Source organism: Pararhizobium sp. LjRoot255, from assembly GCF_964252905.1.
GTDB lineage: Bacteria > Pseudomonadota > Alphaproteobacteria > Rhizobiales > Rhizobiaceae > Pararhizobium.
This window is the reverse complement of sequence record NZ_CAXUPQ020000001.1, coordinates 947210-963102: the sequence shown is the minus strand read 5'-3', so window position 1 is coordinate 963102 and position 15893 is coordinate 947210. Positions and strand designations below refer to the sequence as shown.

The window sequence follows — 15893 nt, the reverse complement described above, 5'->3', positions numbered from 1 at the left end:
CTTCGATTTCCCGCGATACTTCGCCAAAATTGCGGGAAAATGGCATCATTTTGCCAATTTGATTTGATCTGAGAGCGCCCTCGCGATAACCGGATGCTTTCCTTTTACGTCTTGGAGCGGCAATGATTGGTCTCAGGCAAGTTGACATGAATACCCCGAAGGAACGCGCTGTCGCCGAATCGATCGGACGTTCCATCGCCACCGCCGTCGACGGCATCAATGCGCTTGCCGCCCGGTTCGCCGCCGACCAGAGCCTTTCGCGCAGTCTTATCGATGCCGTCGAACTGATCGCGCGCCGCAACGGCCGCGTCGTGGTTTCCGGGGTCGGGAAAAGCGGCCATATCGGCCGCAAGATCGCCGCGACCATGGCTTCCACCGGAACCTCGGCCTATTTCGTGCATCCGACCGAGGCGAGCCACGGCGATCTCGGCATGATCACGTCGGACGACCTGCTCATTCTGCTTTCCTGGTCTGGCGAGACCGTCGAGCTTGGCAACATGCTGACTTATGCCAAGCGCTTCAACGTGCCGATTGTTTCGGTGACATCCAATTCCGAAAGCCTGCTGGCGCGCAATTCCAGCGTTGCCATCACCCTGCCGAAGGTGCAGGAAGCCTGCCCGCACGGACTGGCGCCGACGACATCGGCGATGCTGCAGCTTGCCGTCGGCGATGCGCTGGCAATCGCGCTTCTCGAGCGCCGTGGCTTCTCGGCGCAGGACTTCAAGACGTTTCATCCGGGCGGCAAACTCGGCTCGCAGTTGCTTCTCGTCCGCGAGCTTGCGCATACAGGCGAGGCGATCCCCCTGTTGCCGCTCGGCAGCCCCATGGGCGACGCGGTCATCCAGATGTCGTCCAAGGGTTTTGGGGTCGTCGGCATCACCGATGAGGCGGGAAAGCTGGTCGGCGTAATCACCGACGGCGATTTGCGCCGCCACATGTCGCGCGACCTGCTGCTCGAAACGGTGGATGCGGTCATGTCGCACAATCCGCGCGTCATCCAGGGCAGTGTTCTGGCCAGTGCGGCAATGGAATTCATGCAGGCGCAGAAAGTCACTGTCCTGTTTTTGATCGACGACCTTGGGGTCCCGAGTGGCATCTTGAACGTCCACGACCTGCTCCGCGCCGGCGTTGCGTAAGCAGCGCGCGAAGGCGCAAGCGGGACAGTAGCGCTGGCCTCAAGTTTTTTCGGGGTTCTTTATCCGCGCTACTTCGACCCCCGCACGGGTAGGGAGCTGTCAAATCCGAAATTCAGATTGATCAGGCGAATTTTATACCCCTTCGACAAATGACCGGCCGTCGTGGGGGCAACCTGTGAAGGCGCGGCGTTCGGCTTGTCGTGCCAGTCAGGGGCGGCGAAAGGTAATCTTCCCCGGCTTTTTTCTCGGTGGCGGATCGATAAAGGCACCGGGCTGGTTGACTGACCGGTTTTGCAGCCGTTCGGCAATCGCCGCGGCGCCGGCGTCGGTGCCCGCTTCTGAATAGAAATTGCCACGCACCTGGATTGCCGCTGCAAGCAGGCGAAAAAACGCCGTCCGCAGGGAAGCCTCCGGCGGCCTGGGGGCGCTCCAGAACTGCTCGAGCGGCGCCTGGTCGCTAAGCCCGGCAATATCGAATACGGCGGCGCCCAACACTTTCACGGGCTTTCCAAGCTGCAAGGCATGCAGGCCGACGGTGGAATTGACCGTAACGGTGCCCAGAGCTCTCTCCAGCAGCGCATTCAGATCGCCGCCGTCGACGACGTGAACGCGCTCACCGACGCCGAGTTTGGCTGCCAAATCGGCCACATGCTTTCGCCAGTTGATGAGACCGTTGTCGAGCGGATGTATCTTGACGATGAGTTGGGTATCGCGTCCTGCATAGCAGGCGAAGGATGTCAGGATCTGGCCGACGGCCTCCTGCTGGTCGTTATAAGGCGAGTGCGCGCGCAACTGAAAATCAGTTTGCAATTGCAGCGGGTAGGCAAAAAAAGGCGCCCCGTCTTCAAGGAGACGGTCGATAAGCTGGCATGCCGCCTTTTCCCTTCGTCTGCTGCCAGCCAGACGCATCACCCAGCCGGCATATTCGGCAAGCGGATGGAAGAGTGCGTGGCGGCGATAATGCGGAAAAAGGAACCACAGGAAAACGTTCGGCAGATTGTAGAGAAGGTCATAGCCCGCCTCAGCAAGGAAGCTCTGGGAGTAGCGCCGTTTCCAATCCGGCTCGGGCAGGGTGCGGGCCGCATCGACGATCTGCTGCGGATCGACGGGGAAATGTGAGTTGGACGACATGCCACCGCGTTCAAGGGTCAGCCAGTCAGGCCTCAGATAGCCCATTTCGATGACGCAAACCGCTATGTTACGTTCCCTTGCCGCTGCGATTGCAAGCTGGTGATAGGCCCGCTCCTCGCCCAGCAGGACGAGGTCGGTGACTGCGTGGCGGTCCATGAACGAACCCGCATAGGCACGCCAGGCCTCGCCGCCGCGGCCCCGGTAGTTATCGCCGCCCTTCCGCCGCCAGAAGATCTGGTCGCCGGGATTGAGGTTGATCCGGAAGCAGCGATGTCCGCTCGCTTCCAGCCGCGCCGCGATCTTCGCGAAGATCGGCGATGATGGCCCTTGCAGGAAAAGGAAGACACGCGTCGACGACTGTTGCGAAACCATCGTCAGCGACTTTCAACACAAGGCGCCGGCACTAGTGCAACTCGTCATTGTGCAGCTTGGCATGTCGGAGCATCGCTTCCAGGAGTTTCCAGGGCGCCTCGTTGCGGGGGTAGGTCGGGCTGTGATGCGGCTTCCGGGCCGCAGCCAGGGGCACGATGAAATAGTCCGTGCGAGGATCGGGGAAAGGATCGGCAAAGGATTTGAGCAGCGGCGCATGATCGCCGTAAAACACGAGCCACACGGGCCGGTCGAGTTTGTTCAGATGATCCACCAGCTCGCCGAGCGCCTTGTCCGACTGCTGCAGGATTTCAAGATATATCTCGACGGGATCGGTCTTCCCCTCGACGCGGTTGGGCTCCCACGGCCCGTGGTTGGCCATCGATGCAACGAAGAGGAAACTGCCCTTGGCGTCTCCCTGTTTTTCGACATCCTTGATGACCTTGCGCGCAAGCGCCCCGTCCGAGACATAGGGGCCGTCCCGCGTCGGATCATGATCGAATTCATCGAGCATGGTCATCTTCTCGAAGCCAAGCTGCGGCATGGCCTTGTGACGCAGAAAGAATGTCCTGTCGTAGGGATGCATGAAATGGGTGCCCCAGCCGGCGTTCTTCAGTTTCGTCGGCCAGACGATATTCGTATAGTGACTCGCCCGCAAATACGGGTAGCTGGCATCAATGTGGAGATCGTCCGGAATGAGCCCGCTGAGTACGGCGAACTCCGTTCGCAGCGTATACCCCCCTTCGAAGACGGTCGCGAGGCGGCCCCATTGCACCGCGAGCTTCTGCAGGCGGTCGATCGTCGGCAGCTTGACGTGGTCGACGCCGCAATGCCGCATGTCGATGAAGGATTCCGACTGCCAGACGACGATGAGCGGCGCCTTGTTGTCGGCGTCATGGCCGATCAGGTCCTGGACGGCCGCAAAGAAGCGTTCGGAAAGGTCGGCAATGATCTTTTCGCGCCGGCGGCCGAGCCAGATGATGAAATGAAACACCACCGAAGCGAAGGTGCCGAAGCGGACGGTGCTGACCTTGACGTTCGGCTTACCGACGAGATGCTGGACGAAGTCCGCGACCGGCCTGTTGACGGGGCCGTAGAACAAGAGGATCCAGGGCAGATCGGCCACGAGGATCATGACGATGACCCAGAAGAGCTTGCTGTGAGACGGCAGAATGCTCGGTTCGAAATACATATAGAGAGCAGAGACGCCGAACACATAGAGGAAGGCAACCGTCCAGAAGACGATGTTCAGCGAGTTCGCGTAGAAGATCGACTTGTATTTGAAGACGTCTGCAACCAGCGCTATGTCGGAAAACACCAAAGGCTCGCGAATGAATTTGAATTTCGCGCGCGATATGCCGGTGAAGATGACGAAGAAGCTCATGGTGCCCGCGCCGGCATAAAGCGGGCGCCAGGAAATCGCGAAGAACCCTGCGAAGACCAGGGCAATGATCGGAAGCCGCGCGAGAAAATCGATTGCCGCGCGCCTGCGGCTGAAGGGCGGCCGGTTCTTCTTGCGCTGGCGTTTGGGCAGCGCAAATCTGTCGGTGAACACGATGACCGCGCAGGTCAGGGCGTAGCAGAAGACGGTCAGCGTTAGCGGATAGTCATGCATGTGGAACGACGTCAACGCCAAACGGCTACCTTCACGATCTATAATCCGCCGCCGGCCTGTCCTGCACCGCCGCGACAGAGCGACACTTAAATGCTATTTCCGGTGGACACAAGCAGACTTGTCCTTGTTCACCGGCTGCGGCCGATACGCAGGATGGCACGGTCGAACCACCAGTTGAGGAACGGCTTCGCCGTCGAGCCGAAGCGGCCGAGAGCCCAGAGCGTCCAGCCGAAGAACACCTCGAAACGGCCTCTGTCGATCGCGCGAGCGATGCGGCCTGCCACGGCATCGGACGTCCATGGAGCGACGCGCCCCATGATCACCGCCGCTTCAAGTGGACGGTGCTCCAATTCGCGGACGAACTGCGGAGTTTCCGTATCCGGCGGGAAACAGACGGAGATTTTCACGCCATGCGGTCTGGCCTCCGAGCGAAGAGCCTCGGCAAAGCCATGCAGGGCGAATTTCGATGCGGAATAGGCGGTATAGCCGTAGATGCCGATCAGGCCGGCGCCGGAGGAAACCAGCATGATACTGCCGGCACGGCGCTGCTTCATGCCGGCATAGACCGAGCGCACCGCATGGATGCTGCCGAACAGATTGGTCTGGAGCTGGCGTTCGAATGCATCCGGCGAGACCGCCTCGAACAGGCCCGGTTGGACGATCCCGGCGCAGGTGATGAGGATATCGCAGGCCCCGAAGGCTTTCTCGCACCGGACGATTGCGGCCGCCATCTGGCCTTCATCGGCGACATCGGCGCTTTCGACGCGGATTGCGTCAGCGTTGCCGCTCTTTGCAAGTTCGGTGTGAGCCGCCTCAAGGAGAGGCAGCGTTCTTGCGAGAAGGGATATTCGCGCACCCCTGGAAGCGTAGATCCGGGCGAGTGCCAGACCGATGCCGCTTGAGCCGCCTGTAATGATCACATGAGTCATGCTGCAAGACCGGCCCGGTTCATCGGCATTCGCGTGCTTGTTCAGAGCCGCCAGGTTTAGCGGGAGGCGAGCATCTTCATCATCTGCTGGATATCGATTGACGCGAGACCAAAATTCCGCTCGGTAAGGTCCTTCAGCTTCTCTGCCGTCAGCGCCACCGTCTGGCGGATCTGTTCCTCAGTGTGCTCGCTGGTGATGAAGAACCGCAGGCGCGCCATGCCTTCCGGCACGGCCGGGTGAATGATCGGCAGTGCGTTGACGCCGGCAGCGAGGAGGTCGTTTGAGAGCTGCACCGCGCGCAGCGAATCGCCGACCAGCACCGGAACCACCGAAAAGCCGCCGCTCAACCCCGTGTCGAGACCGGCTTCCTGGGCGAGCTTGAGGAAGAGTGCGCCGTTGCGCTTCAATGCGGCAGCGCGCTCCGGTTCCGTTTCCAGAATGTCGAGGCTGGCGATCGCAGACGCGGTCAGCACCGGCGCAAGGCCGACGCTATAGACGAAGCCGCCGGCTGTTGCCTTGAGGACGGCGGCAAGGGCGCCGCTGCCAGCGATATAGCCGCCGCAGCTCGAGGTCGTCTTGGAGAGCGTGCCCATCCAGATATCGACTTCGCGCGGGTCGATGCCGAAATGTTCGAACGTGCCGCGCCCGCGGCGCCCGAGAATGCCGAGCGAATGGGCTTCGTCGACCATCAGCCAGAAACCGTATTCCGCCTTCAGCTTCATGATCGCCGGCAGGTTGGCGACGTCGCCGTCCATCGAATAGACGCCTTCGACAATCACCAGGATGTGGCGATAGTCACCGGCAACGGTGCGCAGAACATGCTTCAGGTCACTGGCATCATTGTGTTTGAACAGGCGCCGCGTGGCGCCCGACAACTTGATGCCGGCAAGCGCGCTGTTGTGGATGAATTCGTCATGGACCACGAGGTCCTTCGGCCCCATCAGGCAACTGATCGCCGCGACATTGGTGAGGTAGCCGCTGACGAAGCAGACGGAGGCCTCAACACCGTAGAAGGCAGCGATGCGCTCCTCCAGTTCGGCATGGGCCGGACGCTCGCCCGCCACCAGCCGGCTCGCCGAGGCGGAGATGCCGAAGGAATTGATCGTGTCGCGCGCCTGTGAAAGCACGTGCGGATGCCGGTTGAGCCCGAGATAATCATATGAGGCGAAGTTGATCAGCTTGCGACCGTCGATCACCGTCGTCGCGCCAGCTGCCGTCTGATGCGCCCGGTAGAAGGGATTGTCGATACCGAGCTGTTCGCTCGCCACCTTCTGGGTGAGGACCTGCTTGTATTCCGGCAGATCCTCGAATTTGGTTTGCTTGCGCCTGACCGCCGGAGGAACGTCGCGCTCGGAGCGAGCCATGCGGCTTTTTTCCGAAGACTGATGCGTGTTGCGCATCCGGTCCAGCAGATTTTCCTTCAGGCTGCTGTTCATCTTCGACACGCTGTGGCGTTCCTCGTCCTTGCTCATTGGCTCGCTGCCTTCTCCGTGCCGTTGCCGGTGCCGGTGTGACGTTGGGCGAGATCGTTGACGATCTTGTTGTCTGCCGGCTCGTTGTCGTCTTCGCTGCCGTGATCGCGCTTGCTGACCTTGTCATAGAGCTTGCGTGCGACGTCGCCGACGGTCGTATTATCGGCAACACCGCTCAGCGGCATGTCGAAGCCGGTATTCTGCTGGAAGCTGATTCCGAGTTCCACGGCCATCAGACTGTCGAGTCCGATTTCCTTGAGAACCTTGGCGCGCGAGATCGTATCCTTCGAGACGCGAAGGATAGCAGCGATTTCGCCCGCCACCAGATCATAAAGGATGTCTTCGGCTTCCTGCGGCGATTTACCTTCGATCATAGCGACAAGATCCATCGTCTGGCCGTCGCTGCCAGCGGAATGTTGGTCGGCGGTCCGCAGGATGACCTCGAAAAGGGTATTGCGAACAACCGGCAGGTTGCGCGCCGCCGCCCAATCGAGCTCCGAGATCATCGCCACAGCCGCGTCGACCGTGCCCGGATCGGAGCGGATGTAGTTCTCGACCTGGTCGAGTGCGGCCTGTGCCTTCAATGCCGTCTTGCCGATACGCTTGGACAAGAGATCGTTGACGTCGGTGTTCTGGGCCAGATAGCCCTTGTCGGCGATCGCACCGAAGCCGATCGCCAGGCCCGGCAGACCTTCAAGACGGCGTGCGCGAGCAAGGCCTTCGAGATAGCCGTTGGCGGCCACGTAGTTGGCCTGACCGGGATTACCGACCAGCGTCGTTGCCGACGAGAACAGGATGAAATGTTCAAGCGTGTCCGAGCGCGTCAGCTTGTCGAGAACCGCGGCGCCCTTGGCCTTCACGTCGATGACCGGGCGGTTGCGTTCTCGGCTGAGATTGTTGATCAGCGCGTCATCCAGCACCATGGCCGCATGGACGACCGTTTTCAGCGGGCCGACCTGCCGTAGCGTCTTGAGCAACTCGTCTGCGGCTGCCTCGTCGGTGACGTCGCAGGCATGAACAGTCGCCGAAACGCCCTTGTCTTCCCAGCGCTTGATCGCCTCCAGGGTTTCGATATCCGCGACGCCACGGCGTGTGGCAAGCGCAATGTTGCGTGCGCCCTTTTCCACCAACCAGTTTGCCGCAGCAAGACCGAAACCGCCTATACCTCCGACGACCAGATGGACACCGTGGCTGTCGACCGAAAGTCGGCGGGCCGGCCGGTTGGCAACTTCATCGCGTCCGGCAACAGGTGGCAGGACCACGATCTTGCCGATATGGCCGGCATTCTGCATCAGCCGGAAGGCGTTGCCGATCTCGTCGAAACCGAAGGCGCGGTAGGGCAGGGGCACGAGCTTGCCCTCTTCGAACAGTGCGCCGATCTCGGTGAAGATGCGCTTGGTCAGATCCGGCGCGTTGACCAGCAACTGGTCGGCGTCGATGCCGAAATAGCTGATGTTGCGGCGGAAGGGTCTGAGCCCGATCTTGCTGTCGGCGTAGTAGTCGCGCTTTCCGAGTTCAAGGAACCGGCCGAATGGTTTTACCAGCGACAGGCTCTGTTCCATGGCTTCGGAGAACAGCGAGTTCAGGACAAGGTCCACACCCGCACCGCCGGTCACGCCGCGGATGTCGTTGACAAAGGCGAGCGAGCGGGAATCGAAGACGTGATCGGCGCCGAGCATTTTCAGGAAGCGGCGCTTCTCGCGCGTTCCGGCCGTTGCGATAACCTTGGCGCCGGCAAGCTTTGCCACCTGCAATGCGGCCAGACCCACGCCGCCTGCAGCGCCGTGGATGAGGATGGTCTCACCGGCGCGGATGCGGCCAAGTTCCATCATCGCATAATAGGCAGTGAGGAACGCGACCGGCACGGTTGCGGCGGCCACCGGGCTGACGGTTTCCGGCAGCCTTGCAACCCCGGACCGCGAAACGACGGCATGGGTAGAGAAGGCCGCAGGCGCGATCGCCATCACCGCATCGCCGACCGAGAGGTCCATGACGCCGCTGCCGATAGCCACGACGTGGCCCGACAGTTCCATGCCGATGGTTGCGCCGGCAAAACCGTCTTCGAGCGCCTCTTCCGGCAGAAGTCCCATGGCCCACATGACGTCACGGAAATTCAAGCCGGTGGCGGCAACTTCAACGACGACATCGTCGGGGCCTGCTTGCGGGATGTCGCATTCTTCCCAGGCGATGCTGCCGACCTGCGAGCTGACGCGCTGGCGGATGGTCGCCGCCTTGAAGGTACTTGTCCTGCGCAAGCTCCGATCGACCGGGCCGGGAACAGCGCGGATTTCCGAAAGAATTCCGGTCGTTCCGTCGAGCAGCCATTCGCGGTTGGTGCCCTCGTCTGCCAGCATCGCGATTGCTGCGACAAGCTGATTGCCGGTGCCTGCCTTGGCGCCGGTGAAGTCGAGTGAATGGATATCGAGGAAATCATATTCGTTCTGCAGCACGCGGGTGAATGCCCACAGGCCGCTGTTGATGCTCGAACCCGGTTCATCCTTGCCACGCGAAGCCGCCACTATCGGCGAACCACCGGGAGCCGCGATGATCAGACGCGGACGATGTCCGGCGGCAGGCTCGGCATTGGAATAATACTGACGCAGCGCCTCGGCAAAGGCGCTCAGCGACAGCACCCGGTTTTGCAGCACGGCGGAATCCTGGGTCCGGTCACCGGCGGTCGCCGACGACAGGTAGACAGCGCGCACCGGCTTTTCATTGAGCCCTTCGATCGCTTCTGCGATTTTATCCTTGTCGGCATCGAGGTCGCCGGTCAACTGAACCGGGACGAGAGGCGCCTGAATCGCATCCTTCCCTGAGGGCAGGATGCTGTGAAGGGCTGCAACACTGCCTTCGTGGAGGACAAGTACGGGGTTGGCAACCGATCCCTCCTCCGCCGCCGGCGCGGCATCTGTAAACTGGCCGCCCTGTGCTTCGACCACAGTGATATTGCCATGCGACAATTCATGGTCTTCGACAGAGATGCTGCGCAGCCCGAGATCGCTCAGGCATTTCTGCCATTGCGTCACGGTGGGAAGCTTGCCGATCGGGAATTCCACCGCCTGGGTGCGGGCGAACCAGCCTTCGATCAATCCGAAAGCAAAGTCGCTGAATACTGTCGGCGCGTTGGTTGCCGCGACGAGGGCGCCGTTTTCCTGGAGGCAGGCACGCATCGCGTTGCGGATCGCGACGTCTTCATCGATCAAAGTAAAAATCGTATCGGAGGCGCTGACGACGAGGTCGAAAGCCGGAAGTGTCGCGAAGGCTTCCTTCTTCAGAACACGCACATGCGCGTCTTCCTCGAATGCGATCTCGAGGTTTCGCTGCGCGTTTTCGCGCGGTTCGACGACAAACAGCGAGGCGTTGTATTTGCCAGCCAGCGTGGCAAGAGCGCGCGTGAAGCCGGCAGATACGGTACCGGCCTCGACGATCCGCAGGTCACCCTTGCCGTTTGCGAGCGCCTTTTCGACCGCGGACAGAACCAGATCCATTCTTTGACGCGTCGACTCGGAATGAACCGTCTGATGGTCGAGCGTCGCGTCGCTGATGAAACCTTGCGGCTTGGCTGCGACATCGGCCTCGTTGCCCGATATTTCGGAGGCAAACAGGCTGTCGATGCGGTCCAATGCCTCGGCATACGCATTGTTGATCAATACGGCTTCGACGGCGCGTTCCGAGCGTTCGCTGTAAAGTTCCTTCAGGATGTCGCCGACCGGAGGCAGCGAGAATTCAGGCGCGATCTTCCAGTTGCCGCCCTTGTGTTCGCACAGGCCGGCGTCTTCCAGAACATAGAGACAGTTGGCCAGGAAACACCGGAAGGCGAAATCGCCGGGGAGAGACCGTGTGTCGATCTGGCCGCTTCCCTTGCCGAGCTTGAGCGCGATTTCGTGGCAGGCACGATAGATCGCCGCGTTGAAAAGCAAGGTCGTATTGTCGATGCCGGCACTTTCGGAGGCAGCGATTAACGGAAGAGACAGGGCGCTGCGCGGAGATGCCGCCAGCGGCGCGGCGCGATCTGCGGGGACTGCCTCGTAATGGAAGGACAACATGTCCAGTGTCTTGTGCTGGCGCAGATAAGTCCGGCGGAAACGGCAATCGTCGAAAGCGGCGATGATTTCGCCGCCCTTGCCGAAGAAACGGAACTTCGCCTTGATCGAATTGGCACTGATGCGTTCGATCTCGACCAGCGCCCGCTTGACTGTCATGCCCGAATTGATGACACGCACCGACCCGAAACGCACCGGGATATAGGGCGCACCGCCGGCGTCGCCGGTGAAGCGGTCGAAGAGCGCGACCAGCCCATGGAAGGTCGCATCGACGGAGATCGGGTTGAGGCTGTAGGAAACGAAGGGGTGCCCTGCTTCCTCCGGATCCTTCAATTCGACATCGATGAGCCGATCGCCATAGCAGACGGCACGCGCCATTAATTGGAACCGCGAACCGTAGTCGAGGCCGAACTGGCGTGCGGTTTCATAGGCCTTCGCAGGCGTTACGGTCGCCGTTTTCTCAAGGCCGGCGAACCGGTTTCCGGAGGTGGGCTCATCAGCCGGAATGGGCTTGCGGCTGCGCGCCACGGCGTGCACGGCCCAATCGTCCTCCGACAGCCGCTCGCGCGAGCGGATTTCGATGTCCCCGGTCTCCGGCGACAGGATGGTCGATAGTTCCATCATCCGGTTGTCGGCAAGCTCGAGCGGCCGCACGATTTCCAGATTGGTGATGTCGACGTCCGGCGTGCCGTAATACTGTTGCGCGGCGGAAACGGCGATCTCGATGAAGCCGCTGCCCGGCAGGATGGCCTTGCCATCGACGACGTGTTCCGCGAGATCCGGAAACAGATGCGCATCGACATGGTTCTTCCAGCTGCCGCTGTTCAGATCGGCGCGCCAGCCCGCCAGCGTATAAGGGGTCCTGGAGCCGCGGCCGAACAGGTCGGTTGCATCGCTGGTTGTTGCCGGACGCAGTTCGGTCTGCTCGAACGGCAGGTTCGGCAGGCGGACGAAGGCGTTGCGCTTGCCGAACAGGCGTGCCTCATCGAATGCGGCCCCGTGGGCGATGGCACGCGCCATGGCCCGCGAAATCGGATCCTGGCCCTTTTCGCCGGCATCGCGCAGCAGGGTCGGCACGACCATGCCGGGAATGGCGGCCTGCTTCACCGTTTCCTTCAGATAGGACGACAGGATCGGGCGGGGCGATATTTCGACGAACAGGCTGCAACCGAGTTCTATCGCAGCTTCCGTGGCCGCCTGGAAACGGACCGGCTCGCGAACGTTTTTCCACCAGTAATCGGGGTCAAGCTGCGTGCCATCCAGCCGGTCGCCGGTGACGGTGGAGAGATAGGCGAGTTCCGATTTGCGCGGCGCGATATCCGGAATATCGGAGAGGAACGCCTTCTTTGCCTGATCGATGATCGGGTGGTGGAACGGATAGTTGATGTCGAGAATCTGGACCGGAATCTTGGCTTTGCGCGCCGCGTCACGGAAGGCAGAGACTTCGTGCGCCGGACCGGAGATCGTCACCGAGTTATGGGCATTGACTGCAGCAACACAAACCTGCTCGAGGCCGCGCGCCTTGGCAAAGGCGTTTGCAGCCTCTTCGCTGAGCATTGCCGCGGCCATCGTTCCCTGACCGGCAAGCAGGTCCTGGTGCAGCGAACGCTTGGCAACGATCGCAACCGCATCGACGAGCGAAAGGGCGCCGGCCGCATAGGCCGCGGCGATTTCGCCGACCGAATGGCCGAAAACAGCCGTCGGCTTGATGCCCATGGCAACCAGCGAGTCCGACAGCGCCGCCTGGACGGCAAACAGCAGCGGCTGGGCAACCTTGGTGTCGACGAGCTTCCTATCCAGATCCGGATCGGTGAGCAGGTCGATCAGCACGATATCCGAGTGGAACTTGAACAATGCGCTGACGGAGGTGAAACACTGGCGGAAGTGCAGGTTCTCGCGGAATGCCTCGACACCCATGCCTGCCCATTGCGAACCGTTGCCGGAGAAAACGAAGGCGACCTTCGCATCCTTGGTCACTGCTTCGCCGGTTTCGCCGATGTCGGAAGCCGGCTTTTCGAGATGGCTGGCGATGGCGCGGACAATATCTTCCGGTTGATCACTGCGGGCGGCAAAACGGTAGCGCATCTGCGTGCGGTTGGCACCGGACGCAGCGACAATGGAGCGAACTTCCTCCTGCGAAGCTTTGGCGAAGGTCGCCTTGTACGACTTCAGCAGTTCTTCGAGGCTGTTGACGGTATGGGCGCTCGCCATGAACACGTGGCCGGTGGCGTTGTTGCGGTTGCGCTCGTCCTGAACCGGATCCGGATCGCTGATGACGACATGGGCATTGGCGCCGCCGAAGCCGAAGGAATTGATGCCGGCGAGGCGGGCGCGCTTGCCGCGGAGCAGTTCGATCGGGTTCGCCGTGACGCGAACGTTCAGCCCATCGAAGTCGATATTGTCGTTCGGCGTCTCAAAATGCAGCGACGCGGGCAGATAGTTGTTTTCAAGCGCCATGATGGCCTTGAGCATGCCGAACAGGCCGGAGGCGGGTTCGGTATGGCCGATATTTGACTTGATCGAGCCGATCGGAACCGGCGCACGGCGATTGGCGCCGATCACAGTGCCGATCGACCAGACTTCGGAGGGATCGCCAACCTTGGTGCCGGTGCCGTGGCCTTCGACGAAGGCAACCTGATTGACATCGATATTGTTGCCCTCGTAGATCGAGCGCAGCAGGTTGGCCTGGGCTTCGCGGGATGGCAGCGAAATGCCGTTGGTGCGGCCGGCAGAATTCACACCGGTGGCGACGATCTTGGCGTAGCTGCGGTCCTTTTCGTGGCGAGTCCTGTCCGAGCGGCGCAGAATGAAAACGACGCCGCCTTCGGCACGCACATAACCGGCGCCGTCGTTGTCATAGGCGCGGCAAAGGCCCTCCGGCGACAGCATGCGCGCCTGGGCAAAGCCGACGAACGGAAGCGGGTGCGCCAGTATATTGACGCCGCCAACAATCGCGGTGTCGATTTCACCGGCATTCAGCGCCCGCATCGCCTGGTCGAGCGCGACCAGCGACGAGGAGCAGGCGGTATCGACCGTCATGCTGGGGCCGCTGAGACCAAAGATATGGGAAATGCGATTGGAAACGATCGAAAGCGTGTTTCCGGTCATGAAATAAGGCCCGGCTGCGGCCGGATCCTCGACGGTCAGGTTCGCATGGTCGAGGCTGGAGGCACCGATATAGACGCCGACATTCTCGCCATGCAGCGACGTAATCGCGATATTGGCGTCCTCGAGCGCGCGCCAGGCGAGTTGCAACAGGACGCGCTGCTGCGGATCCATATACATGGCCTCGCGCTGCGACATGCCGAAGGCAGCCGGATCGAAATCATAGATGCTGTCGAGCACACCGGCCGCAAAGGAATAGGTCTTGCCCGGGTTGCCAATGACCGGATGCCAAAAGCGAGCAAGATCCCAACGGTCCGACGGTATGCGTGTGACGGTGCATTTCCCCTGGCGCAAAATTCCAAACAACGCCTGTGGCGAATTGGCCCCGGGGGCGAGACATGCACGCCCTATGATTTCAACTGTCATATTCTATCGAACGCTCTAAACTGCTGAGTTATCCTGCTGATTGCATCTAAAACGCGAAAAAGCAATCGGAACATCTTCTCCCGACCCGGCGGATTGACCCCTCTTCACTTCGAAGTCAGCTATATTAGTGTCCTTTTAACCCATGTTCTCCAGCTTTCAACCCTGTTATGCGAACATACAGGCGCTTCACAACACTTATGGAAACACACCGTAACCGTTGTGGGGAAGCTGGAATTGCCGCCGGCGTAAAACAGGAAAAGCGATGCGCACCTCCCTTTCACGCTCAAGGCGTGGCGGACGCATCGGCTGCAGCCGGAAAGCGGACGTGGGGCGAAGTGGAAGGCAACGGATCAGTGTTTGGCGCTATCTGAATCTGGGGATGAAAATACGAAATGAAGCTGGCCGGACTTGATGGCAGCGCGCTCGATCAGAGCCTTATGCTCTTCCCGCATCGCCCGTGAACGCTCCCTGAAGGCCCGTGATTGCGCGAGCACCGCCTGAGTTCGTTCAGTAATTTCATCGATATGGCGCATCGCTGACCTCAAAAGTTTGCCGCACGATCTGCGATCACGTTGAACCGGAACGGAGAAGCCCTGGCTGGCAGGTCAGTCACCACGGCACGTGTCGCATTGTATGTTCACGTTATGTTCTTGTTTGAGGAAGATGTCAAGAACGCCGGAACCCCTGGTCAATCTGGGTGCGGCTTGTCTCAGGATTGCAAACCGGAACGCCCGCGCAATCCTAAGACGGCGAACACATCAAGAGCTCGATCGCGGGGTGCAGCTTCTTCAGGTTTGGAAGTGACTTTGATTGCCATGGAAACTCTGAGGTTCCGCGCACCGTCAGATGGACATTGGGCCTGTTGCGCGCTTCGATAGTGAGCTTGGCGAGCAGGTTGATCCCGGACGAATTGAGAAACTGCAGTCCCGTCAGGTCTATGATGACGCGCTCGGGCTCGGCCTCAAGAACGCTCATGACAAGGGCGAAAATCGGGGCATAAGCCTCCGCACCCTGCAGGCGCATGGTCCCATCGAAGTAGACTTCCTTGCCTTCTGACCAAACGCGATACTCTTCTTCCTTGATTTCCATATTCTGTCTGCCTATCAGTTCGAGATGTCGGGGACCGCGATAGAAGCATAGGTTTCCAGCGGGATTTTGCTGTCGTGTTCCCTGGAACCAAAAACCCAGGCAAAGTGAGCACCATAGTCGCTCATCAGTGTGAGAAGTCCAAGCCCTGAGTCGCTCATGCGCGCGCTCGTCGCATTCGCTTCGATCCGCTCTATGAGGAGCTCGCCGGGATCCCCGGTTGTGATTTCTGAAAGCAAATGCTGGAATCGCTGCGCCGTTGCTTTGTCGATGAAATTGGAAACCTTTGCCCGAAAGGTGTTGGCCTCGATCGAGGCTTCCACGAGAATTTCACCACCCCTGCGGAATTTTACGGCATTTTCTATGAGCTCGTTGGTCAGGTAGCCAACGTTGTGGCGCACCTCTCGGTGAAGGCTGCGGGACGCGCGGTAGCGCAAGGCGACGAACTCGGCGACAAAATCCGAAGTGATGGCGCAGTGCTTGAAGCTGAGATCCAGCGGCCCTTCGAACAGGCGAAGTCGGGCGACGTTTTCGCCTGCCCCGATCGTCAGGTCTGCCAGTCCATACAAGGTCGTCATCAT

Annotated in this window: 9 protein-coding genes; 1 reads left to right on the top strand and 8 read right to left on the bottom strand. The window is 60.6% G+C overall.

What is annotated here, in order from left to right; translation table 11 throughout:
- The first annotated feature begins 146 nt into the window (after window positions 1–146).
- On the top strand, window positions 147–1136 hold the full coding sequence (locus ACSQ2W_RS04790) for a KpsF/GutQ family sugar-phosphate isomerase (protein WP_436085232.1): 990 nt from the start codon (window positions 147–149) through the stop codon (window positions 1134–1136).
- Between the two features lie 207 nt (window positions 1137–1343).
- On the opposite strand, the gene ACSQ2W_RS04785 is transcribed toward ACSQ2W_RS04790, so the two are convergent.
- The 8 genes from ACSQ2W_RS04785 to ACSQ2W_RS04750 form a co-directional block, all read right to left on the bottom strand.
- Complete coding sequence (locus tag ACSQ2W_RS04785; RefSeq protein ID WP_436085231.1) at window positions 1344–2639, bottom strand: capsule biosynthesis protein; 1296 nt, start codon at window positions 2637–2639, stop codon at window positions 1344–1346.
- A gap of 31 nt (window positions 2640–2670) precedes the next feature.
- Entirely contained in the window at window positions 2671–4251 is a 1581-nt protein-coding gene (locus tag ACSQ2W_RS04780; protein ID WP_436087675.1) for an LTA synthase family protein, read from the bottom strand.
- 128 nt (window positions 4252–4379) lie between these two features.
- Window positions 4380–5180, bottom strand: coding sequence for an SDR family oxidoreductase (locus ACSQ2W_RS04775; RefSeq protein ID WP_436085230.1), 801 nt, complete (start codon window positions 5178–5180; stop codon window positions 4380–4382).
- Between the two features lie 56 nt (window positions 5181–5236).
- Entirely contained in the window at window positions 5237–6652 is a 1416-nt protein-coding gene (locus ACSQ2W_RS04770; protein ID WP_436085229.1) for an aminotransferase class I/II-fold pyridoxal phosphate-dependent enzyme, read from the bottom strand.
- Window positions 6649–14226 carry a type I polyketide synthase gene (locus ACSQ2W_RS04765; RefSeq protein WP_436085228.1) on the bottom strand — a complete coding sequence of 2526 codons (7578 nt, stop codon included), beginning with the start codon at window positions 14224–14226 and terminating at the stop codon, window positions 6649–6651. The genes ACSQ2W_RS04770 and ACSQ2W_RS04765 overlap by 4 nt, the downstream gene beginning before the upstream one ends.
- 350 nt (window positions 14227–14576) lie before the next feature.
- Complete coding sequence (locus ACSQ2W_RS04760; protein WP_436082657.1) at window positions 14577–14759, bottom strand: hypothetical protein; 183 nt, start codon at window positions 14757–14759, stop codon at window positions 14577–14579.
- 208 nt (window positions 14760–14967) lie between these two features.
- On the bottom strand, window positions 14968–15315 hold the full coding sequence (locus tag ACSQ2W_RS04755; RefSeq protein WP_436085227.1) for a slr1659 superfamily regulator: 348 nt from the start codon (window positions 15313–15315) through the stop codon (window positions 14968–14970).
- A 14-nt stretch (window positions 15316–15329) separates the two neighbouring features.
- A complete protein-coding gene (locus tag ACSQ2W_RS04750) occupies window positions 15330–15890 on the bottom strand; it encodes a slr1658 superfamily regulator (RefSeq protein ID WP_436087674.1) in 561 nt (186 codons plus the stop codon).
- Between the last annotated feature and the right edge of the window lie 3 nt (window positions 15891–15893).

Bases quoted from the DNA above. Each gene is read 5' to 3' on its own strand.
- ACSQ2W_RS04780 (WP_436087675.1), bottom strand. From the start codon at position 4,251: ATGCATGACTATCCGCTAACGCTGACCGTCTTCTGCTACGCCCTGACC.
- ACSQ2W_RS04765 (WP_436085228.1), bottom strand. From the start codon at position 14,226: ATGACAGTTGAAATCATAGGGCGTGCATGTCTCGCCCCCGGGGCCAAT.
- ACSQ2W_RS04775 (WP_436085230.1), bottom strand. From the start codon at position 5,180: ATGACTCATGTGATCATTACAGGCGGCTCAAGCGGCATCGGTCTGGCA.
- ACSQ2W_RS04790 (WP_436085232.1), top strand. From the start codon at position 147: ATGAATACCCCGAAGGAACGCGCTGTCGCCGAATCGATCGGACGTTCC.
- ACSQ2W_RS04750 (WP_436087674.1), bottom strand. From the start codon at position 15,890: ATGACGACCTTGTATGGACTGGCAGACCTGACGATCGGGGCAGGCGAA.
- ACSQ2W_RS04760 (WP_436082657.1), bottom strand. From the start codon at position 14,759: ATGCGCCATATCGATGAAATTACTGAACGAACTCAGGCGGTGCTCGCG.
- ACSQ2W_RS04755 (WP_436085227.1), bottom strand. From the start codon at position 15,315: ATGGAAATCAAGGAAGAAGAGTATCGCGTTTGGTCAGAAGGCAAGGAA.
- ACSQ2W_RS04770 (WP_436085229.1), bottom strand. From the start codon at position 6,652: ATGAGCAAGGACGAGGAACGCCACAGCGTGTCGAAGATGAACAGCAGC.
- ACSQ2W_RS04785 (WP_436085231.1), bottom strand. From the start codon at position 2,639: ATGGTTTCGCAACAGTCGTCGACGCGTGTCTTCCTTTTCCTGCAAGGG.